The 24,793-nt window shown below is 44.6% G+C and carries 19 protein-coding genes and 1 pseudogene; 2 read left to right on the top strand and 18 right to left on the bottom strand.

Going from position 1 to position 24,793, the window contains the following annotated elements; translation table 11 throughout:
* Positions 1–154 precede the first annotated feature (154 nt).
* From CZ379_RS20405 to CZ379_RS20415, 3 genes are all read right to left on the bottom strand, one after another.
* The gene (locus CZ379_RS20405) at positions 155–427 is read right to left on the bottom strand and encodes a DUF695 domain-containing protein (protein ID WP_110933303.1); all 273 of its coding nucleotides are present in this window, start codon (positions 425–427) and stop codon (positions 155–157) included.
* Between the two features lie 113 nt (positions 428–540).
* Positions 541–1,641 (bottom strand): sensor histidine kinase, encoded by a 1,101-nt coding sequence (locus CZ379_RS20410; protein WP_110933304.1) that lies wholly within the window; start codon positions 1,639–1,641, stop codon positions 541–543.
* Positions 1,632–2,351, bottom strand: coding sequence for a response regulator transcription factor (locus tag CZ379_RS20415; protein ID WP_110933305.1), 720 nt, complete (start codon positions 2,349–2,351; stop codon positions 1,632–1,634). The genes CZ379_RS20410 and CZ379_RS20415 overlap by 10 nt, the downstream gene beginning before the upstream one ends.
* Before the next feature lie 183 nt (positions 2,352–2,534).
* Here CZ379_RS20415 and CZ379_RS20420 point away from each other — a divergent pair, with 183 nt between their 5' ends.
* A complete protein-coding gene (locus CZ379_RS20420; RefSeq protein ID WP_110933306.1) occupies positions 2,535–3,266 on the top strand; it encodes an ABC transporter ATP-binding protein in 732 nt (243 codons plus the stop codon).
* Entirely contained in the window at positions 3,259–3,963 is a 705-nt protein-coding gene (locus tag CZ379_RS20425) for an ABC transporter permease (RefSeq protein ID WP_110933307.1), read from the top strand. The genes CZ379_RS20420 and CZ379_RS20425 overlap by 8 nt, the downstream gene beginning before the upstream one ends.
* 82 nt (positions 3,964–4,045) lie before the next feature.
* Here the strand turns inward: CZ379_RS20425 and CZ379_RS20430 are convergent.
* The 15 genes and pseudogenes from CZ379_RS20430 to CZ379_RS20510 all read right to left on the bottom strand — a co-directional run.
* Positions 4,046–4,836 (bottom strand): annotated as a pseudogene (locus CZ379_RS20430) (polysaccharide deacetylase family protein); the annotation flags it as partial.
* 250 nt (positions 4,837–5,086) lie between these two features.
* Positions 5,087–9,949 (bottom strand): polysaccharide lyase family 8 super-sandwich domain-containing protein, encoded by a 4,863-nt coding sequence (locus CZ379_RS20435; RefSeq protein ID WP_110933308.1) that lies wholly within the window; start codon positions 9,947–9,949, stop codon positions 5,087–5,089.
* Positions 9,950–10,069: 120 nt separating this feature from the next.
* Positions 10,070–14,266, bottom strand: coding sequence for a polysaccharide lyase family 8 super-sandwich domain-containing protein (locus tag CZ379_RS20440; RefSeq protein WP_110933309.1), 4,197 nt, complete (start codon positions 14,264–14,266; stop codon positions 10,070–10,072).
* Positions 14,267–14,615: 349 nt separating this feature from the next.
* On the bottom strand, positions 14,616–15,689 hold the full coding sequence (locus CZ379_RS20445; RefSeq protein WP_110933310.1) for a polysaccharide deacetylase family protein: 1,074 nt from the start codon (positions 15,687–15,689) through the stop codon (positions 14,616–14,618).
* A 346-nt stretch (positions 15,690–16,035) separates the two neighbouring features.
* Positions 16,036–16,647 (bottom strand): class I SAM-dependent methyltransferase, encoded by a 612-nt coding sequence (locus CZ379_RS20450; RefSeq protein WP_110933311.1) that lies wholly within the window; start codon positions 16,645–16,647, stop codon positions 16,036–16,038.
* Positions 16,648–16,732: 85 nt separating this feature from the next.
* Positions 16,733–16,909, bottom strand: a complete 177-nt coding sequence (locus CZ379_RS27220; RefSeq protein ID WP_407668710.1) for a GNAT family N-acetyltransferase — start codon at positions 16,907–16,909, stop codon at positions 16,733–16,735.
* Positions 16,910–17,409: 500 nt separating this feature from the next.
* On the bottom strand, positions 17,410–17,808 hold the full coding sequence (locus CZ379_RS20465; RefSeq protein ID WP_110933313.1) for a hypothetical protein: 399 nt from the start codon (positions 17,806–17,808) through the stop codon (positions 17,410–17,412).
* Between the two features lie 397 nt (positions 17,809–18,205).
* A complete protein-coding gene (locus CZ379_RS20475; RefSeq protein WP_110933314.1) occupies positions 18,206–18,427 on the bottom strand; it encodes a helix-turn-helix domain-containing protein in 222 nt (73 codons plus the stop codon).
* 10 nt (positions 18,428–18,437) lie between these two features.
* The gene (locus CZ379_RS20480) at positions 18,438–18,920 is read right to left on the bottom strand and encodes a DUF2975 domain-containing protein (protein ID WP_110933315.1); all 483 of its coding nucleotides are present in this window, start codon (positions 18,918–18,920) and stop codon (positions 18,438–18,440) included.
* Between the two features lie 246 nt (positions 18,921–19,166).
* Entirely contained in the window at positions 19,167–20,648 is a 1,482-nt protein-coding gene (locus CZ379_RS20485; RefSeq protein WP_110933316.1) for a serine hydrolase domain-containing protein, read from the bottom strand.
* An 18-nt stretch (positions 20,649–20,666) separates the two neighbouring features.
* Positions 20,667–21,458: a class I SAM-dependent methyltransferase gene (locus CZ379_RS20490; RefSeq protein WP_199925708.1), complete on the bottom strand. Its 792-nt coding sequence runs from the start codon at positions 21,456–21,458 to the stop codon at positions 20,667–20,669.
* Between the two features lie 280 nt (positions 21,459–21,738).
* Positions 21,739–22,791 (bottom strand): leucine-rich repeat domain-containing protein, encoded by a 1,053-nt coding sequence (locus CZ379_RS20495; protein WP_110933317.1) that lies wholly within the window; start codon positions 22,789–22,791, stop codon positions 21,739–21,741.
* Positions 22,792–23,241: 450 nt separating this feature from the next.
* Positions 23,242–23,559, bottom strand: a complete 318-nt coding sequence (locus CZ379_RS20500; protein WP_110933318.1) for a hypothetical protein — start codon at positions 23,557–23,559, stop codon at positions 23,242–23,244.
* A gap of 128 nt (positions 23,560–23,687) precedes the next feature.
* Positions 23,688–24,230 carry a hypothetical protein gene (locus CZ379_RS20505; protein ID WP_110933319.1) on the bottom strand — a complete coding sequence of 181 codons (543 nt, stop codon included), beginning with the start codon at positions 24,228–24,230 and terminating at the stop codon, positions 23,688–23,690.
* Positions 24,231–24,388: 158 nt separating this feature from the next.
* On the bottom strand, positions 24,389–24,754 hold the full coding sequence (locus CZ379_RS20510; protein ID WP_110933320.1) for a DUF4180 domain-containing protein: 366 nt from the start codon (positions 24,752–24,754) through the stop codon (positions 24,389–24,391).
* Positions 24,755–24,793 lie beyond the last annotated feature (39 nt).

The raw sequence follows: 24,793 nt of genomic DNA on the forward strand, positions 1-24,793 counted from the left end.
TTCCCTTAAGTATTCGATATAATCTTATTGATAAGCTGTCTATTAGTCATCCGATGCCCATCGGATTTACCGGGATATAAGAACTCATAATAGAAAGATTTTGGCTGCTGTTCTTCAATACGATCGATGCTGTACTTATAATTCACAAGAAATTCTACTGCAAGACTCTCCAAAGCGCTTCCATCCTTCCGACAAACATAAAATGACTGCCTAAAGAATCATGGATTGAATCCTCAAGATCATACAAAACTGCTGCTTCCTGCTCGCAGGTGAGTCCATCTTCATTCGGTTCATTTAAAGTTACTCTCAGCCGGTACAAATAAACAAACCTTTCATTTTCACCATTTTTCCAAGGCTCCAAGACCCGTAAGAATGAAGCTGGTTGATTATCAATATAAGATAAGTATGTATTCCAATTTTCTGACATTTTAGCACCGCCTTAATATTCGCTTGATATTTGAGTCAACTATCCGAATTGTTCCATCCTTATACTGCTCTGTCCAATGCAAGAATACGGTGCCCCAATACAACACATCATTTTCAAATTCCCCTTTTTGGCAATAGGATCGTGAACGTAGTACCTTGCGAAGGCTCGCTCTCGACGGTGATTGTGCCGTCATGAGCCTGAACAAGCTTATAGACAATCGCCATTCCGAGCCCCGTGCCATCAGAGGAAGATTCCGTAGTGGTGCCGCGGTAATATTGCTGGAATAGATTTTTAACCGTATGAGCCGGCATGCCCATGCCATTGTCCATGACGCGGATCGCTGCATGCTCCCCATCATCCGCAATCTGTACATAGATATCTACATGCTCTGGATTATGGATAATGGAGTTCATCATTATATTTTGCAGTATACGCTGGATGTATTTTGCATCAAAATCAATGTGAATGGCAAGCGGTTCCGCTTCAAAATGCAAATGGTAGCTAGTTGCTTGCGGATTATTGCTGATGTCGGCAACCACCCTTTTGGTGAATTCGACGATATCCTGGTTCGTCTTCTGTAATGGCAGCGCGCCGTCAGTGCGATTGAGCTGTGTGACGAGGCTTAAATCATGAATCAATTCCTCTATATGCTTGCCTTTGCCATCCATTTCCCGGATGAAAGAAATCACCTCTTCCTTCGACCACTCGTACTGCTCATTCAATAAAAGGGCTGAGTAGCCTTTGATATAGGTTAGTGGCGTTTTCAAATCATGGGATATCCCCGCAATCCATTCCTGTTTAGCTTGTTCGATTTGAGTTCTCTCGACATCGTTCGCTTGCAATATGCTACCCAAGGATTGAAGATGCTGGAGCACCTCCTGATACAGGCGGTACCGCATGCGTAGCCTTCCTTTTCGGGTGTATATTCTGGACATATTGTCAGGCTGCTTGAAGCTGTCCTGCGAGAGCTGATGAATCCAGGCCATGATGAACCCAATCGGGCCGCCAAAATACCATCCGAACAAGGCTATGCATAGCAATGTGCTGGCCCCAAAGATCCCTCCTACAATAAGACCTTCATGATCCATACTGATAGGGATATCAAGCAAGGGAAGAAAGCCTTCAAGCACAATAACAATGAGTATCCCCGTACCAAGAAGCCACAGAACAAGTCCTAATGCCAGATGAATGGTGAATCGAGTTTTTATTCGCATAGCAGCGCCTCATTCGGGGGGATGAATTTATAACCGATTCCCCGCAAATTCACAATGATTTTAGGTTTGCGAGTATCATCGCCGAGTTTTTTTCGCAGCTTGGCGATATGGATCGTTACCGTTTTTTCCTCCCCAAACACATCATTTCCCCATACCAATTCGTAAAGCTGAGCCGTTGTGAAAATATGATTCGGATGCTGGCAAAAGAAATGCAGCAGCTCCAGCTCCTTCGCCGTGCAATCTACAAGTTGACCCTTCACGGTTAACGTCGCCGATTCCGGATGGAATGAGAAGTATCCATAATCGTACGCCGAGTTTTGTTGCTGGGCATTCTCCATGATCCTTTGCCGGCGAAGGATCGCCTTGATTCGGGCAATGACCTCCAATGGATTAAAAGGCTTTGTAATATAATCGTCTCCGCCGATTCCTAATCCCGTTAATTTGTCGAAGTCGGTAGAGCGCGCGCTAATAAAAATAATCGGTGCATTCGTATGTTTCCGGATCTCCGTACATAGTTCAAAGCCGCTAATATCCGGGAGCATAATATCAAGCAAAATAATATCATATGACTTTTCCTTAATACGCTGCAGCGCGCCTTTGCCTGATGATGCAGTGTCAATACGAGTGAAGTTCTCTTTTCGAAGCGTAATCTCCAGTAACTTCAAAATACCAATTTCATCATCGACAGCTAATAGGTTTGTAGATTCCATGGCTATTCTTCCCTCACTTCAAACTTATCCTGTAAATTCATTTTCTATCTTACTCTATTCAAAAGGTCACGAGTTTACTTTATGTAAAATGTTACGAGCATTTTCCGCAGTATTTACTTTGTTTTTACTTTCATTCCTTAAGCTAAGTGTAGCACGTCAATAAGAAATCGGGAGGAAAACGGAGTGGAAGCCATCATTCAAATTCATCAATTAAGCAAAACATTCAAAGGCACAGAAACCATTACAAAGGTCAATATGAACATCAGCAGAGGAGAAATATACGGGTTTTTAGGGCCGAATGGGGCCGGGAAAACAACCATTATGAAAATGATATTAAATCTAGTAAAGCCGTCTTCCGGTGGAATCCAAGTATTCGATCAACTGGTTCTGCCAACGTCGGTTCAATACTTAAAAAGAATTGGCAGCATTATTGAATACCCCGTGTTTTACGATCGTCTTTCGGCTGAAGCAAATTTGGATTTTCATTGCAGATACGTTGGCTATCACGACAAGACTGCGATCAAGGAGGCGTTGGAGATCGTAGGTCTTCACGGAGTGGGGGATAAAAGGATCCATGAATTCTCGTTAGGCATGAAGCAGCGGTTAGGGATTGCGCGTGCGATTGTTACGAGACCGGAGATCCTCATTCTAGATGAACCTATCAATGGACTTGATCCGATCGGGATTAAGGACATGCGGGAGCTTCTCTTATATCTAAAAGAGAAATACGGAACGACCATTTTAATCTCTAGTCATATCGTGTCCGAAATCGAATCGGTCGCTGATACGATTGGCATTATTCATCAGGGAAAATTATTAAAAGAAGTAAAGATGGAGGACATCCGAAGACAACATGCCGGATCGCTAGAAGAGTATTTCATCAATCTCATTCATGGAGGCAAACGATATGCTTAAACTTATACAACTGGAGTGGCAAAAAAGTAACATGTCCAGTTATTTTAAAGCATTAGCCATTTGCATTGTGGCTATTTTCTCCACCGTTGCGCTGATGGCCTTGGGCTCTCGTGGTGAAAGTGAACCGATGTTTCGAGATTATACTGAGTTCATGTCTTTAACGGATATTTTGATTCGCATCACTTATATCATTTTCTCGAGCGTTGTTCTGTCACGTTTAATTATTGATGAATACAAAAGCAACATGATCCAAGTGTTATTTACCTACCCATTGCAGCGAAAAAAGATCATTCAAGCCAAATTATCTATCGTGTTTGGATTTTGTTTTTTCAGCATCATCATAACGACGTTCATGATCAATCTGTTAACGTACTTCTTGAATCCGATGATAGGTTTATTTGAGGCATCGGTTCACATAGGTGAAATGATGGCTGCCGTTCCGTCAACACTGCTAAACGCATTTATGATCGCCGGAATCAGCCTGATTCCTTTATCTTTTGGCATGAAAAAAAAATCGACGGCTTCCACGATTACTTCGGCTGTCATCATTGGATTTGTGATTAACGCAACAGTGTCTGACGGGGGAAGCTCGACTAGCTTGTTCCAATTCATTGCCATCCCGATTGCACTCTGTCTGCTTGGCCTTATCCTCGGCTATCTTTCTTTCTATAAAGTGGATCGAAATGATGTGGGCTAGGACTTACGCAGAACATGAATGGAGGAACATAGCTTGAAAAAAATTTTAACCGCTCCGGGAATTTTGTTAGACTGCTGGACTGCTCATTGTTGACATGTATAGCAACTCCGTTGAACGACGAGCTGATATTCCCGTTGTACTTTCGGCTTCTACTTTCGTACCTGTGCTTGGAGGTGGAGTTGTACCGTCCTCAGGCGCAACCGCCCGGCCGTTGATCGGTGAAATCATGCCGGAGCAAAGGCCACGGCTCTTAAGATCCTGCGCGATCTGCCGGATCGCTTCGAGCGTAGTCAGGGGATGGTCATGCATCAGGATCACGTCACCGTTTTGCAACATGCCTGCAGCGGCTACGATCTGGGCGGTGGTGGTGGCGCTGTTCCAGTCCTGGGAGTCAACATCCCACAGTACTTCAGTGAGACCGTTTGCGCTCAGAATGGATTTCAAAGTCGCATTGGTCGCACCGTACGGCGGGCGGAACATCATCGGTGCGGTTCCGGTAGCCGACTGGATCGCCTGCTGCGTTTGTGTAATTTCCGACGACATCTGGGAGCTGCTCAATGCAGTCATGTCCGGATGAGTATATGAGTGGTTGCCGACCCACATGCCCGCAGCAACTTGATCCTGTACCAGAGAAGGGATATTCTGCGCGTTTTCCCCAAGGTTGAACATCGTTGCGCGTAAACCGGCCTGCCCCAGCGCATTGAGCAGATTTGTCGTGTTATTTGGATTTGGGCCATCGTCGAACGTCAGGCCTACGTAACCGTTTGGACAATTGGCATCGGCAGTACTGGCTTTAGGCATCATTGAAGCGGTGAATAATGTGCAGAAAAGCCCCAGCACCACCGCCCCTTTTACTAGTGTTGCTTTGAACATCATAGTACCTCCTCGCAATAAAATACTGGTATAGTTGCACTAAATGAAACCGATTTCAATTGTTTAACTTCTGCCACGCCCTTTTTCTTATGTAAGAATAGCTTCCAATAGCTATAAGCTTTCCCGAACCGCCAGTCGAATTGAGGGTTTTTCCTATACAAAAATGCCGGTCAACGTATCTTTACGTTAACCGGCATTTATTACTCATTAGTGAAGCGCAGCGCATCGAGTTGCGTTGCATTGGGTTTCTTTATCTGGACGACTGAGCTTGAAGCACGTTCAGCAAGACTGCTACCGCTTCTGCACGGGTTGCCTGCGCCGTTGGAGCAAAACGATGATCGCCGCGCCCTTGAAGAAGACCTTCCTTCACGGCGGATGCGATCCAGCCTTTTGCCCAGACTGGGATTTCTCCGGTATCAGCGAACGTCAGCCCGCTGTTCGACCCCTCAGCAAGACCCAACGCCTTGGCTGCCATTGTTGCAAGCTCCGTCCGAGTAATTGATTGATCCGCACGGAATGTATTATCAGCATAGCCGGTAATAAATCCTTGATGAACGCCTTTGGCAATATCCGATTTCGCCCACTGTGGAAGAAGGCTGGCATCTTCGAATGTGAGCTCGGTTTCTTCGCGCAAATCGAGTCCTCTTGTCAATAAAGCGGTAAACTCGGCGCGTGTGATCGGCTTATCGGGATCGAACGTTCCGTCCGCATACCCTTGAATCAAGCCTTTTTGTGCCGCATCCTCAATTTTCGCTTGAGACCAGTGACCTTGAATATCGCTGAAGATTACGGTTGTCTGATCCACCGGTTCACCGATCCGCACGGACTTGCCAATGGCTAAGTCTTGCGCGGCAAGCTTGTGATCGACTGCGGTCATAGCCTCTAAGCGGACTTCCGTGGCGCCGATCTTTTTCACCTTAAACGTAAAACCGCTAATTTCAATATCGCCCACTTCTCCGGCAATATTGCCTGTCATCGTATGAATGAACGTAATCTTTCCGTCCTTCACAATCGGTGAAACGGAAAATCCGTCCAATGCCGAAACTGCTTCGGTCAATTCCAAATATTCAGGATCAAAACTCAAGTTCACTCCATAAGCGTACAAATCCCGCACGTTTTTCCCCGTCAAAGTCAGTTTAACGGTATCCCCTTCTCTCCAGCTTCCCGATTTTGCACTGAGATGGAAAGATGTCGGGCCTTGGGGGGAATTACGTTTAGTAGTATCGCTCGAACCAGCCATTTTCCGGGCGATTGATGCCAGATCGATCACGTCGATTTTACCATCGCCGTTGACATCGAGTGCTTTGATTTGCTCCCATTCTTCGCTTGTCTTGTCATGGCCAAGGTGCTTGGCAAGCTGCTCAAGATCGCTAATCTTTGTTTTGTTAGCTTCGTTTGCACTTGTACCGGACGTGCTGCTTGAGCTACTGCTATTCCCTGATCCGTTATCCGGCTGCTGCGGTAGACCGGGTTCACCAGGTTCTCCCGGCTCTCCAGGTTCTTCTGCATCGGCTTTCAACTTATATACGAAGGAAGCCGAAACTGCTTCGATCTCATCACCGCGAGCGTCCCCAATCCGCGCCCCGGCGATATCGATACGGCTCTCCGTCGTTTGCTCGACTTTGTTCGTATCGAAAGTCAGCTTGATCAAGTCTTGATTGCCTTGAATCGGCTGGCCTTCACCGGCGAGAATGAGCCGCAGCTGGCCCGAATTGTTCCGCGTATCGAGAATGGTTATTCCTTCCTGCAACGATTCGGCAGAAACGAACGTCAACAAATTCGCATCGTATCGCAGAGTCAGGTCGTGCGCATACATATCCTGCATGGCCGATTTAATTTGGTAATCGACAGTCAACGATTCGCCGCCCGTCACTTCGTTCGATCCGCCAATTTCAACCGTCGGCTGTGTAATTGAGACGACGATGCGCTGTGCATCTTCGACATTGCCCGCTTTGTCAACCGACCGGTATTCAATCGTATGGACGCCTAGCTCTTGAACGACCAGTTTGCCGTCTTTCAACGTCCTCCATTTGCCTCCGTCAATCCGGTACTCGGTCCGAAGTACGCCCCAGCCGTTAGGGTTATCTTCGGCGGAAAAGTGAAGAACGACTTCTTTATAATGCTCCTCTTCGGTCTCGCCGCTTCCCTCCATCCGAACCGTTGTTGTCGGTGCTACTATGTCTTTAAGGAGAATGTCCAGATAAGCTTGGTACTTGCCGTCTTCATTTTTGCGGCTGCGAATTTCCGCATGCAGATCGCGGCCAACTTGGTGCAATGTCAAGCTTACCGTTTTATTGTCTTGCAGTTTTGTCTGTACAAAAGGCGTTACATTAAATGTCCACCATTGATCCGGCGACGCAAACGTCGTCAGATCGATTCGTTCTCCTGCACTTGGTTTATTTTTGTAGGTAATCGTGTCTTCTTTCCAATTATCGTCATGTACCTCGAACACGCCGATATCGGATTGGGTTCCGTTATTATCTTTGGTTTGACCGTATACGTGAAGCGTAGCCCGTTCAATTTCGTCGGCAATTTGCGCAAGATCGAACTTCAGGAACACGCGGCGATCAAAGTTCCCGGTTCCGTTGCGAATATTCAGAAAGCCTCTCGTACCGAAGTTCGTGTTCTCTTCACTCCCGCCGTTCACGAACGTATCCTCCGTTACGTTAATGCGGATTTTGGCCGCATCGTCAGGCTCAAGCGCGCCTTCTTCGGGAAGCTCCGTCTCCGAGTCGGGATCGACTTTCAGCTTAATGACATGGCTGCGGCCTTTCGTTCCTCCCGTCGCAATCTCCAGTTGAACTGAAGGAGCCGTCTGTAATACGGTCACGGTCGGATCCTTAGCCAATTCCTCAAGGGCAGCTGCGGCGATTTCCACCTTAACCTTGGATTGCGTCTGTGTAGGGTCGGACACGGATACGGTCAATTCATCGCCTTGCTCCTTCACCATCACCGAAGCAGGCTGATAGGCGCGCACGCGTCCTAATTCGCCCGGCTGCCAGAAGTTGATGCCTGTCAGGCCAAGCTTCGTTTCTTCCACCGCCTGCATTTCTGCCGTATTGCTCAAGATGCGAATATCCGGAGTTTCGCTATACGCTTTCGTTGCGTTCGTCGACAACGTCGGCAGCAGCACATAGGAATACGCGGCATCCGTCGGCTTCGTGCCATGCTCCACCGCCAGACTGACATAGTTTCGCGTAATCGGATCGTCCGGACCCGAGACGTTAATTTCCTTCCAGGAACCGGTTCTCGATTCGCGTAAGGCTCGAATATCCGTACTCTCCGGGAAGTAGTAGCCGATATCGGCTCCGTTCGCCGTGCCCGCAAGGTGCGCCCAGCTTACTCCTTTTAGTTCATTTGACCAACCCAGCTCGCTTGGCATCGCCTGACCGTTTACGGTCAGTTGATTGGAGCCAGCCGGATTGATCATCCGATTTTCCACAATCGTTTCAACCTGTTGTCCATCCTTCCGTTCGTCGGGCGTCGTGATGCCCGCTCCCAGCGCGACGATCTCATTGTCGAACATAAACCACGACTTCTTGCCGGTCAATTTGCTTCCGGGCGGAGCCAGATCCATCCCGGCAATGCCGTAAAGGCTGTCCATCGACGAACCGCCGACCCATGTTTTCCCCGTCGTTTTAATCATCGGTCGCTCTATGCCGTCAGTCGTCGTACCTGGCATCCGGTGGGAATCGACCGTTGGCCAGAACCCATTGCGGAATTGCCCCGAATCGTGATTATATAAATACGTCATTCCGTCGCCGGTATACCAGCCTCTAGTATGTTCGCCATTCATTCCTCCCTCGAAGTTGGCAATGCGAGAGGAGGACATGCTGATGCCGAGGGTGTAGCCCGGCCGCGAATGAACGATCCGATCCATCGCTGAAAATTGGTGATGCGCAATTAAGTCTCCGCGTGGCTTGATCGAAGTGTCGCTCATCAGCTTTTTAAATAAAACGATATCTCGAATTTGCATGCCTTCGTACATATTCAGCATGGTTTTATCAGAAGCGACCCAATCCTTGACCATGCTCTTATAATAGGCGGCTTGTTCCGGGGGAGCATATTGCGCCAAGCGCAGGATCGTCCATACCGCCCCTCGCGTGTTGTTATTGTAACGGGAGACTGCTCTGCCGCTGACCATCTCCATAATGTGACCGTTATAAATGACCGGTTCGAATGAATTGGTAACCCAGTCCCACACATGATCGAAATTCGGATCTTCGATCGGCCACGGAGAGCCGCTCAAGACGGTCAGCAATTTCGAAATATCCCCAAGCAGAACGCTGCCGTAGCTGCCGGTATAAGCAATATTATTATGCTGAATGAACGAACCATCCTCATAAAAGCCGTCGCCGCTGGTCACATACGGGAAGACGGAACCGATCGCATTTCGCGCTTGCACGATTTTTGCCTCGTCCTGACCGAGAACGCCCCGCAGCAGAACAGCCAGCGATTTATCCAGCAGATTGGCGCCCGTCTCTTTCAGGCCTGGAGCGCCGATCAATCTTTTGGTCGGATCGGGTATAAATCGATCGATCGTACGGGCATACCCCGCAATCTGTTCCGGACTTAAATGATCGTACATCAGTGTAACGATATCGGCTAACGAGAGCGGCGAGCCGATCTCCCACTCCCACCAGTTGCCATAATTGCTTCTTGTTTCATTAAAACGATTTTCGTACATCCAATCCAGGCCTGCGATAATATCGTTCTTCAACGCCTCATTCTGATACAACGACGTGCCAGGAGTCGCGAAGGCAATCGCCATATCCTTCAAGCGGTTGTACGATAATGTGATATGGTTCGGAGCAGTCGTACTGTTATAATCCGCCCATAGATAGGTACGGTCTGCCGCTGTATTGAGCGTGTCCCATACTCCAGTTCTGTTCTCGTTCGTTACCTTTTGGGCATTCGCTTCAACCGCATTGCGGATGTCCGCATCATGGAGGTCGATTTGTGCGCCGCCCGTTAAATAATTGAACCATCTCATACGCAGCGCATCGAAATCATTCGCCTGCGCCGCTGCTGCCGGGGCAGCCGGAAATGACGCAATAATAAGCGAAAAGATCAGCAAAGAAAGGACGCAAAACTTGACGCTGTACTTTTTCACGATGAAATAACACCCCTTCCAACAATTTGCGAGAGGGACCGAAAGTCAGTCCCCTTCGCTAATACAAACAGTCACTAAAAAATCGATCAGATTTATTTCGTTGATAAAAACACCATTTTCTTACTCAGCCATCATGAATTCGGCAAACCATTTCAAATCGTCCGCATCGATGATGCCGTTGCGATTGATGTCGGCAGCCATGACCGCATCCCAATCAGGGCTTTCGGCCGTCTTGCCGAAATGAGCCGCGGCAATGGCCAAATCGCCAACCCCAACCTTGCCGTCCCCGTTCAAATCGCCGACGGTATTTGTAAGCGTAATGTTAATGACACAGGTTGCGGCAAATGCGCCGTCCTCAGTCGTTACGGTCACTTGAACGCGGCCCGGTTTCAAAGCGGTTACCATCGCTTGGAGCCCGTCCGCCTTCACCTCTGCGATATCGCTGCGATCGATGGTCCACACTACATTGGCGTTCGTCGCATTCTCAGGAACGATGATCGCCTCAAGATTTACGCTATCGCCAACGATGAGAGCCGCTTGCTCTTTGTTTAATTGGATGCCCGTAACCGATACGGCTGGCTTCAACGTTATTTCCAAATACGATTTGTAAATCCCGCCTTCGTTTTCCTTACTTCTTACTTCCACCGTCAAATCGGTTTCGCCCTGGAGTGCGATGCTCACTTGCTTATCTTCGGCCATTCGCGCTTTGGCATAGGCGGTAATGTCAAATTGGCGCCATTGATTCTCGCTGTCAAACGATACTTTATCGATCAATTTTCCAACTTGAGGCATGTTATTCCAGGTGATTGTGTTCTCTTTCCAAAGATTGCTCTCTACCTCATAGGCCCCTGTCGTCTCAGTCACTCCGCGACTATCGTTCTTTCTACCAAAAACAATCAGCTTCACCGACTCAATTTCTCCGGAAAGCTCACTCAGGTCGTATTTCAAGAACGTTTTGCGCAAGTAGTCGTTCACGCCGTTTTTCACATTGAGATAGCCGACGCCACCGAAGTTTTGTCCCGCTTTACTTCCGGCATTCACATAAGCGTCTTCGGAAACATATACGACGACTTTCTCATCTTGGCCCGGTTCCGTAGCAGGATCGTCCAATTCCGGCGTTTGGCTTGGGTCGTATTGGAATTGAATCGTATGGCTTCTGCCTATCGCGCCCTTCGTGTCAATTTCCAATTTGAGATAAGGTGATGTTTGAACCACGGTAACGGAAGGATCCTTCGTGATTTCCTTCAATACGACTTTGCCGAGCTCTACCGTAACTTTATCTTGCTTCTGCGTCGGGTCGGAAACGGCGATGGTTAATTGATCGCCCTGTTCCTTGACCATAATCGAAGAAGGTTGATACGCTCGTACAAATTCCGAACGATCTGCTTCCCAGAAGTTGAATGCCGTAATGCCAAGCTTCTTTTCTTGGACGGCATGAACTTTGTTCGTCTGGCTCAATATTTGAATATCGGGTTGCTGGCTGTATTGCTCAGTCGCTGCCGTATCCTTGTTCGGCAATAGGACGTAAGCGTAGGAGCCATTCTGCGGTGCCGTACCATGATCGAACGCTAAGCTTAGGTAGTTTCTCGTCATCGGATCGGACGAGCCGCCGTTATTGATCTCTCTCCAAGAGCCCGTTCTCGCTTCGCGTTTCCCCGTGATATCGGCTTTGTCCGGGAAATAATACCCGATGTCGGAACCGGCAACATTGCCCTCCAAGTGGGCCCAACCGATCCCTTTCATCGGCTCCTCCCATCCGAGTGCGTCGGATTTCACCTGACCGTCCACCGTAAGCTCATTCCTGCCGCTGTCTGTCAATTGACGGTTTTCCACGATCGTTTCTACTTTACGGTTGTCCGTACTTGCAATGTTCGAGCCTAACGCCACAATCTCATCGTCGAACATAAACCACGATTTTTTACCCTGCAGTTTGCTGCCCGTGCTTTTTTCAAGCGAAAAATTCATCCCTGTCGCGCCATACTGTTCGTCGAGCGCCGAACCGCCGACCCAGGTTTTCGAATTGTAATAAGCAGCCCAATCTTTCGGAGCCGGTGCATAGCCGTCCGTTGTCGTTCCCGGCAAGCGGTACATATCCACCGTCGGCCAATATTGATTGCTGTATTGAGACAAGTCGTTATTATATAAGGCAGTCATACCGATTCCGGTGTACCAGCCTTTTTTGTTCTCGTTATTGCCGAATTCAAAAGCCGAGATCCGGTCGGAGAACATGCTGAGCCCGAAGCCAAAGCCTGGACGCAAATGAACGACCCGATCCATTGCGGCGAAATTCTGATGCTTCACCAGTTCTCCGCGTGGCTGCACCGCAGCATCGCCTACGATCGCCTTGATCAAATTCATTTCATAAATCGGCATATTTTCGTAATAGTTCGGGAATGTCGTATCGGTTAAAACCCATTCCTTAATCATGCTCTTGATCCTAGAGGATTCTACCGCAGGCGCTCCTTCGGCCAAGCGCGCTAACGTTCGAATGATCGCGCGGCCCGTCAGATGATCGGAGTCTGTCTCGCGGGAAATGCTGCGGCCTTTCACCATATCCATCATTGCGCCTCTATAGATCAAGGCCTCGAATGAATCGTCCACCCATCGGTACACATTTTTCGCATTCGGATCGTCCAGCTCCCACGGCGACGAATTGAACAAATACATTAAATCGGCCATACGTCCGACCAATACGCCGCCATATGCCCCGGTATAAGCAATATTGGAATGCTGGATTAGAGAGCCGTCTTCATAAATTCCGTCGCCGCTCTTCGCGTATTGGAATTCCCCGGACATCACATTCCGGCCTTGTTCGATCTTGGCACCGTGTTTGCCGACGGCACCGCGCAGCACAACAACTAGCGCTTTATCAAGCAGGTTTGCACCGGATTCTATGACGCCCGCGTTCTGCACCCTTTTCGTCGGATCAGGAACGAATCGGTCAATGACGCTTAAGTATTGATCCCTTTGTTCTGCCGGCATATCTTCGTACATCAATACGAGAATATCCATGAACGCTTGCGGCGTTCCAATCTCCCAATCCCACCAGTTCGGGACGCTATTCTTGCTGTGGTTGTATTGGTAGGTATGCATCCATTCCAAAGCCCTTAGGATATCATCCCGTAATTCCTCATTTTGGAACACAGCAGTACCTGCGGTCGAATAGGAAAGCGCCATATCCTTGATCATGCCGTAAGCTTTCGTGATTCGAGCCGAATCGGTGTTATTCTTGTCGATCACATCATCCCATAGCGCATTCGCATCCGGCGTTTTGTTCATCCGGTTCCAAATTCCTGTACCTTCGGCATTGGACACTTTATCTGTTAACAACTGAATATAAGCGGCAACATCCGGATCGGACGCATCCATGGAAGATCCGCCGATGAGTTTGTCATACCATCTCAGTCTTAGCTCGTCATAGCCGCTCAACGTTGCGGCGGACTCCACCGTCACATAAGATTGGGCGCTAACGAGACCGTCCGGTGTCGACACGGTTATGGCAACGCTTCCATAATTGAGAGCCGTCACCGTCCCGTCTTCTACCGATGCAATCGTTGAATCGGAAGAACTCCACCGGACGGGTTGATCCGACGCGTCTTCTGGCGTGAATATTGGCGTTAGTACCGCACTTTGGCCTTTTTCCAAGGAAATCATTTTCGGCTCCAGTGACAGACCGGTTACGCCTTTGCGCGGTTTCAGCGTCACATCGTCAAACCAAGCAGTTCCCGCCCCCGTTTCGAAAAACGGTTCGATTCGGACATATTTCGCTTCGGCCGGAGCTGACAGCACCGCTTCTTTCAGCGTCCAATCGTTGGTTCCGTCCAACTTAGCGGTCGAAGGGCCGTCCCCGACTTTTTCGTTTTTCGTGCTGCCGTCCAGACCTGCAATGCTTTTATAAAAATTCGTTCTCACAAATACACCGCCGCTCGATACGACATCAGCCGTTTTGATCCGGGCGCTGAATTCATATGTAATTCCGCCGGCAATCGGCACATCCAGGCTAAGACCTGTCCGGTCATCAGCGCTCAGATGCTCGATCTGTACCGAGTAAGCTCCAGAATAATATACGGCATCGGTAACAGACACCCTTCCATGCCCCTTGGCCAGCCACGCGCCCCACCCTTGCGGTTGAATTCCGTCTGCCCAGGATGCGTTCCCCGTAAAGACGACATTTTCAAATCCCCCGTTAGGAACAAGATTGTCTCCCGTATCGCTCGCTTTCGCCGTATTCGTCGACCAAGTCGGAAACATCGGCAGCAAATTCAACGTCATACAAAAAACCAAAACCACTGATATTCTTTTGTACAGCGCTTTCAAAAAAGTTCCTCCTCCCAGCTGTTGAAATTGTTTTCCTGATTCCGTTCTATGATAAATCAGAGGGAGGAGGTTGGAGCAGGGTCAATTTTTGCCTTCCGGTGAATAATTTTGACTTCTATGAGGAAATGCAAGTAGAGATTTCTGATTATAGAGTTTGTAGCGACTGTTTTATGGACTCATTTCAATAAAAAAGCAACTCCAGCCATTACTGCATAGATTTTCACTTTACCAAACGAATTAATGTTTTGCTGTTGAAGAAAAAAGAGAAATCCTCCAAGCCCAAAAACTCCCGGCGGAGAGAGATTCCACCGGGAGTTTGATGAGAGACTTTATTTACCGCTATCGATATTTAGTTAATTTCCAAATAATCGAGTAAAGCATCCCATGTTCCGTTATCAGCTGTTACCACGAGCTCTACCGCTTGATTTCCGATTCCATGGCTGACATTGTTTAAGGTATAGACCGCAGGACTGCTCCCGCCGAAGTAGAAGGTACCCTTCGTTTGTCCGCCGATCTTCAAATCCACTCTGGCCATATTGGAGTTATTCGAAGCCCCCCGAAGTGAAAAGTTATGGGTGCCTGACGTAAAGTTCTGCGTGAACTTCACGGAATCACCATTCGCGTATAAAGCGACTCCGTTGAACGGCGAGCTAATATTCCCAGTGTAAGTACCGCTTTTGGTCATACTCTCGGCTTCTATTTTCGCACCTGTGCCTCCAGAAGGAGGGGGGGCTCCCTCACTGTCAGGCGCAACTGCCCGGCCGGTGCTCGGTGAGATCATACCGGAACAAAGACCGCGGCTCTTGAGATTCTGGGCGATCTGTGGGATTGCCTGGAGCGTAGTCTGGTATTGGTCATGCATTAGGATCACATCGCCGTTTTGCAGTCTGCCTGCTGCGGCTACGATTTGGGCAGTGCTGGCCCCGTTCCAGTCTTGGGAGTCAACATTCCACAGCACTTCGGTTAGACTGTTCTGGGACAAGACGGACTTCAAGGTGGCGTTGGTCTCGCCGTACGGCGGACGGAACAGCTTCGGTGCAGCTCCGGTAGCCGACTGGATTGCCTGCTGTGTCTGCATGATTTCCGACGACATCTGCGAGCTGCTCAATGCAGTCATATGCGGATGCGTATAGGAGTGGTTGCCTACCCACATGCCCGCGCTCACTTGATCCCGCACCAAAGATGGATAGTTCCGTGCGTTTTGTCCGAGGTTGAACATCGTTGCACGCAAGCCGGCCTGCTTTAGCGCATTCAGCAGATTGGTCGTGTTGCCGGGATTAGGGCCATCATCGAACGTCAGGCCAACGTAGCCGTTTGGACAATTGATATCGGCGGCACTTGCGGTTGGCATCATCGAAATGGAGAACAACGAACCGAAGAGCGTAAGGGCCAATGCCACTTTTACTAGTTTTGCTTTGAACATAAAGTAGTAACCTCCTCGTAATAAAATGCGAGTATAGTTGTTCCCGCCACTCCTGCCGCTCAACTCTCTCTACAAATTTAGGGGTTCGCCTCATCTCCTCCCGGTATTTGAACAACCCAATAAAAAAGCGCCTTCAGGGAAAATGATAGCTTTCGCGATTTTTCCGTAGATAGAAGCCGCTTTCTTCCAGGTGACTTTAGTATAAATGATGGAATTATTAAAATTATCTTATAATTAAACCATTTTACCCCAATTTTCTTAGGAGTTGCATTTCTAAGCTGAATTTACTGTTGATCGCCAGCTTCAACCGCGCCCCGCCCCTTCAGGGCACCTCCTATTCGATTTCTTACAAACCTTTTCGAACCGTTCCTCGAATAAGAAACACGGAATTTATCATCATACGCTCCAAGTGTACGATTTCAATTCCCGCATCATTCACCATCTCTAGAATGTCCCTATTTTGATGGCAGCCGATTAACTTTACAGAAAGTCCGTCCAATCGGTTCTGGAACCATGAATAGGTCGGATTCGTACTGATCCCGTGTTCGAACAACAGGATGTTCCCTCGGTCCTTTACCCAGGCCTTCATTTTGCCTAAAACCACCTCTGGCTTCTGGTACGCGCATAACGACAGAGTAGATACGACGGTATCGAATGAGTTCTCTGGGAATTCCAGGCTCTCCACATCGGAAACCAGCAACTCGCAATCCATGGCGAATTCCGCTGCGGCCTCCTTCGCTTTTTCAATCATCTTAGGGCTGAAATCGACCGCCGTCACATGAACAGCACTAGGGTAGAACGGAAAATTGTTTCCAGCTCCAACCGATACTTCCAATACCTTGCCCGCTGCATGTCTCAATAATCGGCTTCGTTCGCCAGCCATTTGCAGTTTTTTACGTCGCTTTTCATACGTTTTGGCCTGTCGATCGAAAATACGCATCCCATTTTGACTAGTCATTTCTCAATCACCTCGCTCTATTTCTGTTTCACATCTCACACGTCTCCATCCCTAACAGAAAAGGTTCGTTGGTTTACCTAAAAGTTTATTTATGCCAATAAAAAGTATAATGCGAATGCTGATAAAAGCCTATTGACTTATAAAAATGATCATTGGAAATAACATACGCTTTTTTCGCCTCTAAGGAGCCACATCTTTTCAATGCCTCCATAAGAACCGCTCTACCAAGTCCCCTGTTACGATATTGAGGGGTTGTACACACAGGCTCGATATAAGCATAATCAGTATTCAAATTGTACCAGCAACCGCAATAGCTGAAATCCTAATCGTGGATAGTAGCTAGGATGTCCTATTAAAAAAATGAGCCCATATCCAAGTGCTTTGCATCTTCTTACACCTTCCTCGATCAAACTGCTTCCAATACCTTCATTTAAAAGTCTAATTCCATAATGAATGGGTGTGTTTGGAGTCCCTAATGCCTCGTTTATTTCTTGAGGTTTTAGTTGAGGGTGTATTGGTTTCTCATTAATTTGCAGAAGCCTTACAGATGACTCAAAATCAATACCGCTGCCTATCAAATGACCAGAATAACTAATGGCTAATTGTGTCTTTTGGGGAATCGCATTGTTTACTCTAACTTCATATATAAAAATGTAAAAATGTCTTGCTTTCCCTTGTTTAGTACAGATATATCTATTTTCTTCCTGCCATTATTATACTCCAAAAAACCATCAACAACTAATGGATTTTGATCTCCTTGCTTTAAAACGAGCCTCCACTGCTAATCGCCAAATACACGCCTCTGTCTGCATTGTATCCGCCGTTCATCGTAACGATGTTAACCAGCCATGGCTTCTGGCCTTGAATCAATGGCGAAATAAAGAACGAATCCTTGCCATAATCGGGGTCATCGGTATTCGGCATCGGCTTGCCATCGACCTGCTTGGTGCTGAATAACTGAGTCGCCGCATAAGCTGATACAGCAAGTACCAGCAATAATATAGATGCTACTAGTGCTGTAGATAACCTTTTCCTAAACTTATGCTTCATCTGACTACGCTCCTTTAATTCATTTATTATACTCTGATTCAACTTTTCATCGGGCTCTGCTGCGGAATCCAAAGATCGTCTGAGCAATCGCTCCCAATCCGCGTCCTTCATGGGGATTCAACCTCCAATACTTTTCTTATTGTCTTGCAGGACGCGTCCATCTTATGCCGCAGCTCCACGGCCTTAAGAAAAGTTTCCTGATATAAATCGTCAATCGTCCGTATCCACCTTATTCCCCGTTAACCTGTAACAAAAACCATAAATCGACTTGCCATGCAACTTCACGAGCTCGATCAACTATCAATATCCAAGTAACTTCTCCCTCCTGAATGGCCACTCATCTATATATTGTCACGACCGAGGATTTGGTTCATATAAATCTCCTATTCACAAAAGAATAACCCAGCCTTAAATATCTAAGGCCGGGTCGTTTGTTGTCTGGGCACTTCTTCCAGGATTATACACCTAAGCACTAACCGATGTTAGCCCGCTGGGAGGTTCCGTGTTATTAAAGATCCGTGTCTTCGTCACTTTGGTATTCTAAAATATCCCCAGGTTGGCATTCTAATGCTTTGCAAATCGCCTCCAAAGTTGAAAGCCGGATTGCTTTTGCCTTGCCATTCTTCAATATAGAAAGGTTAGCCATCGTTATTCCAACCCTCTCCGAAAGCTCAGTTACGCTCATTTTCCTTTTCGCCAGCATCACATCAATATTGATTATAATCGCCATATTATTCACCTCAGACCGTTAAATCATTTTCTGATTTTATATGAATAGCTTCTTGCAAAAGTCTTTGGAGAACAGCAGCAAAAACCGCAATCACCATGGATGCAAAAATCATGACCAATCCGATGAGTATGATCCCTGGAGCGTCGTCGATCTCCGCCATAATATAAAAGAGCGGCATGCCTACCACAAACAAACTACTAATTGTGATAGCACAGTATTTAATATTCTTTAATGCCTTTACGGATAATTCCGAAAATGCTTTATTTTTGTCAATATAGCTTAATAGTTTAAACGCTTGATACAATGCAAAGTAAAAAGGTATTGCCGTTGCATAGAAATCTAAGATAACAAGATGTTTCATATATGAAAAATCCGGGTACAATTCTGCTGCAAAACTCGCTATCTCAGGCACCAGAAAGAAGTACAAAGCAAGAACTGGGATTCCAATTAGAATAACAGCTATTTTTAAAAAGAGTGTTGATCCTCGTTTCATAAAAAGCACCTCTCATACTTATTGTTAAATTGAATTTAGCACAACATTTATCGTTTTACAATAAATTTTTATTATTAATAGTGATATTTTTATTGTTTTATACATGACCATATAAAAAAGGCACTCCTCATTACAAAGGAATGCTCATAATAAACCTAATACTTTATTTTTATTATAATTATATCTCTAAGCCCATCTCAATGATCTGTTGATACATAAGCCGCACCGAAGCTCTAAAATATGTAGTTAATTTGAACTTTTAATCATTCCTATAAATTTTATATTAATCACAATTGATAAAATGCAATTAATTACAGTAAGACCCATCCATATTAAAACTGAATATGACATCCATACTTTTATCATATAATAATCATTATTTAATAGATAAGGCCAAATCATTGCCAATACCAAAAGCACAAAGCTTAAGATAATTCTACTTCTAATCATAATTATTTTCTTGACTCTTGTCTTGTCATCAGTAATATTTACTTTTACTCCAATAACTAGTTTATTTATCTTAAGGCATAGGTTAATCACTGTCATTATGACTAAGAACGAAAAAATAAAATCGATTAATACATAAACATCATCATATTTAAATTTTTTCATATGATTACCATTTATATGGTCATATACATTATTTGCAATTAGCGAAGGAGCACTAGAGTTCGAATTAGCCAGGACAAAGATGGCTTGCTGCTTATCCAAATTAATAATAACCTGAGAAGAATAATTCGGATTACTACCGGGATGGCTTATAACTCTATTTTTCGTATCAATACTCCATCCGAATGAATAATACTGATTATTACCTTCGTATCCAGCTGTGTTTATATCGACGCTATGAGATTGTTGAATCGCGTTCTTTAAATAATTCGGTAAATCGCCTATCCCGATCTGGGCATTAATCCAGTGCTCTAAATCCTTTAAATTAGTTACCAAATATCCTGCTGCAATATTACCATTGTATCTAGGAGCATCATATTCTATGTTCTTACCAAAGAACAAACGATATCCTTTTGTAAGTTTATCTGATTCCTTTTCCTTGCTTGTTGAAAAATAACTTTCCGTCATTCCTAATGGAACTAGTATCTTTTCAGTTACGTAGTCCTGATAACTCTGACCTGTCACTTTTTCAATAATCATCGCTAAAACATCATAATTAACGGTTGCATAGCTATAGCCTGCTCCAGGATATCTATCTAACGCAATGTCTGAAATGTTATTTATGGTTTTTTCAAGCATATCCGTGGTAGTACCTTCTGGAATTAACCTAATACTCCATGATGGTATTCCACTTGTATGAACTAACAACTGATTAATAGTAATGTTAACATTCTCACCTTTAAAGGTGGGTTTAAACCAAGGCACATAATCAGAAATAAAATCTGAGTAACTAAGGTATCCTTCATTTTCCAACAAAATTATGGCCAAAGCCGTAAACGCCTTAGTAGTCGACCCCAGTTCAAATAACGATTCTTCATTAACTATCTGCTTATTCTTTACATCTGAATATCCATAAAACTTAAACTCTGTCGTGTCCTTTTCTATTAAAAGCATAGCTACTCCTGGAGTTGCTGATTTGGCCATTATGGTTTTTACCATATCATCCGGATTATCATAATTTCCTGTCATAAAAAAACTTCCTATTTCATCCCAGAAAACAATAGTGGAAAATACTAAGATAAGCAGGATGAGGTATGTTTTTCCAAGTAATTTCTTCAATGTAATTACTTCCCCCTGCTACCTAATACTTTTTTTGAACCGAAAAATAGCTGCCGCTGGTATCTCATACCAGTCAAACTTTCCATCATCTTTCCCTTGATCAAAACTTGGTTCTATAAAACCATCTAGAACAAAACCAATTCTGAAAAATACATCAAAATAATAAGCTAGAGATCTATGGAACATATAATGAGGAACAGGCTGCCCTCGGATCCCAATGGCTTGGTAAGATTCCATGGTTAAATAATCGAAGGTCTGTATACTGTTTTTTGTTATTATTTCACCGTTTACGTCCTCAGTTTCTTGAATTTTTCTCATTTTAGGAGTTTGGAAGCACGGGTGAGGTATCGAAAAAACAACGGTGCCATCTTGAGTAAGAAGCTCAAATAGAGCATTTACTAATGGTATCACATCAACAATATCCATCAATGCCATATTAGCCACTGCTCTATCAAATTTCCCTTTTCCTAAACTCAATAATGATTCGGAGTCTGTCGCATCTATTACTTTGTAGGTAATATTTTCTGAATTTTTAGTTCTTGATTTAGCTCTTTCTATCATTCCCGAGCTATAATCAAAGGCAATGACGTTTGCCCCCAGTTCAGCCAGTCTTCTTGAGAAATTTCCATTCCCGCAGGCAATATCTAAAACTAAAAGTCCTTGTTTCATTTGGAGTAATTCTTCAGTATGAGGTCTTATTAATTCCCGATGAAACCTATTGCTTTCCTCTCCCATGTAATCATCCCAGAATCCAGCGTTACGATCCCACCTAGCTTTTGATTCATCGTTTAGTTCCATCCATTGAGACAAAAAATCACTCCTCATATTATATCGTTGTCGAATTTACGAATCGACCCAGCCATTAGATAGCTCTTTTCTTAGGCTGGGTCGTTTGTTGTCTGATCAACTTCCACGATTATACATCAGGCAGGCAAATGTAGGAGCTCTGATGCATGATACTGTGTTATTAGGATGTCAGTGACTACTCTCAAATACTTAGCTAATGGGCATTATACTTGAGGGTCATTCTTTTTACTAATAGAAGGATGAGCGACAATAATAAGAACAAATGCGTTGTCAGATATTTAAGCTATTGCTCTGTTTCAACTGTTTCCCATAACGAATCCCGTGACATATTAATGTGCTTCAATTGCTTCATACCATAGAGGAAATCAGGCTTCCGATTGACCATACACATTCCTAAGTCCAGAACCCGCAAGCGCTTCAGCTTCTCTAGCTCGAGCGGTAGTTCATGGATCGAGGTGTATTGAATCGTAAGCTGCTCAAGTTGTTCTAGCTCTCCGATCTCAGGAGGGATGCAATTTAGGCTGATCTCTTCCTTTGGCTTAACCCGATACCCGGGAGTCGGCCGATCCGAGCTCCCACATTGAATGCAAAGCTCTCTCAGATTCTTTAGTCTGGATATAGATGCGGGAATGCTCTCCAAATCAGCCGTCAAGATTTTCAATCGTTCAAGCTTACTTAACTCGAACAGTTCTTCGGGGAGACGATAAAGATCCTGTTCAAAAATTTCTAAATTACGCAGCTCCGTAAGGTACCGGATTTTCTCAGGCAGCTCTGTCAGCGCATGTCCACTTATATACAACCAATCTGTTTTATGCTTAATGGCATCATCTAGCAGACGCTCCAAGTCCCGATGAGCCTTTAATTGGAAGAATAGCCCTGAAATTTGATCCATGAGATCAATTGCTTCTTCCTCATCTACATCCATGCCATACATCTGTTCATGCACAATGGAGTAGAGGTAATCTCCCCCACCTTTTTTCAAAAAACATAAGTCTTCCGGCAGGTTCGGATAAATCCAATCTGACAGTCGGTTTGCCATTTGCTTCAGCAGATTCCCGCATTCTTCGCAGCATCTATAAAAATAGTAGGTTCCCGCAGTATAAAAGGCACTGCTGCGATACATATTTCTTATTTGTGCAACCTCATCCATGTTTTCGCCATGAATTACGATTGTTTTCACGAGGTAAGGTTCCAACGCCTCCAAGACACCTGTATATTGGTGACATACCACATCCACCGGAATTTTCTCTCCTAACACAATAAACTCCGAATTCTGTATGGCCAAATCTATTATCTGCTCGTAAGCTTCACCTCTTGGGTCTGTATACAATCTCATCTCGTAAGTCTCCATTCTCATTTGAATACATAATATTTCTATTAGATTGACTTTACGTACTTTTCAATTTGTTTTTTATGGTGCTTATCATGGGAAATAAATCCTCTTAAATATCCACGGATCGAAAACTTCTTAAATACTCAAACGATTTCTTACGAAGTCCTTTTTCCTTTAGTTCATAAAAATCACGAAAGTTTTAATATTGAAATGATGTAGAATCATTCAAGACATTCATTAATGCACTTTTCTTCACTGAATTCTCTTCCCCGAAAGCACTTCTGACATACCAAGGGCAATGGCCCACAAAGTGAATATGATGTTATCCTTAATATAAATAAAGCCCTAACACGTCCACTGTCAGGGTCAGTTGTCATTTATATATGTCTCCTCTTAATTCATCGAAGCATTATACTTCAAAAATCAATCTCTTACGCCATAGCCAATGGATACTTATTCAGATCTTTCTTCCACTTTTATTTTGAGTAATAACACTGTTAAATCCTCGTCAATCATTTGCTTTATTGCATTCATTTCTTGGTAGTCGTAAGTGTTTAAAGAATTCTTACCTACTCGATAGACTGCTAATATTTTAGTTTCTTCCGTTTCTAAACTAATGGGTTCATTTCCAATGGCATAATCCCAGGATCTAATAGCTCCTTCTTTATAAAAAATATTTTCATCTATATTATGAGGGGCTATGCTTCCTGATGGGGAATATAAAAAAAATGATGGGTTATCGCTGTTATGATTAATAATTCCAAACCCCATATGACCTTCTTCAACTTTATTAGGATTTAATCCATAGGACATTTGAGTTAAAAAAATAGGTTCATTACTCCCGTTTTTATACCCCTCAACCCAAACAGTTACCCAACTTCGATTTGCGTGTGGTAACTTTAAATTATAATCAAATAAAATCCCCCCTCGAAATATCCATATTTCGGTTTCCTATTGAGATTTAAACGCTTCTTGTAAAGTTCTTCACCTTCATTATCGACTATTATTATGTCATCTATTTCACTGATTTCTGTATTGGGAATCAAATAACCCTTCATTCCCGTAATCCCTCTTGAATAGGATTTACCATTAGTATAAGTAATTAAGATACGATCAGCACCAGAACTTAACAAGTTATCATTAATTACAACAGCTACAAATGGGTTGCCGTTTCCTACAAACACAGGATCTGAAGAATTAGTTCCCCATGATACTTTTTGATCGTATACCTTTCCGTGTTGATCTGCATAAAGTGTAACTAATGAATTCTCAAGCAAAATGATAGCTGAGTCATTAATCCATATACTATCTTGTAAATCTAATCTATTACTATACACATAATCAACTATTTGATCATTGGTCGGGGCATTATATATTAGTTCAGTCTTGTTACACCCGATTAATAGGGTTACCAATAATAATAACAATATATACTTTTTCATTTTTTCTCCTTATATGTCTATAGGGGATGTCGATTAACGTTTTTGTATTCACGATCCCGAGAACTAAGGGAGCGAAGCGACCAGCACTGAAACGGTTAGGTCGTTTAGCAGTGCCAGCCGATCCACAACGTGAATACGGGGTTATTTTGATTGAAAACTTAAACCTTACTCAGTTTTTCAATGGCCTGATTTTCATCTGATAAGAAAAATAAATCCCTTCCATTATTACTCTCATATATAAAATCCTTTAGACTCTTGCTTTGATAAATAGAGAAATTGCCAACTATAGCAATTTTCGTTTGATAATTGATGAATTTTTGAAGTATTTCTCCCGCTAGACGCGTCCTCAAATCAAAAAATTCTTCACATATTGCTGATTTGTTTAAAATTATCCGATTGCTCCCAGCTTCATAGCTAACCGTCGCTATAAGATCCAGCGCTGACTGGACATCAGTGATTAATACTTCATTGCTAGTAACCAATGCAATCTCTATTCCATCCTTATTAATAATTCTTATATTCATAATCATCCTCCAACACACTATTTATAAACTTATGAAATT

This window comes from Paenibacillus bouchesdurhonensis (genome assembly GCF_900155685.1).
Classification (GTDB): domain Bacteria; phylum Bacillota; class Bacilli; order Paenibacillales; family Paenibacillaceae; genus Fontibacillus; species Fontibacillus bouchesdurhonensis.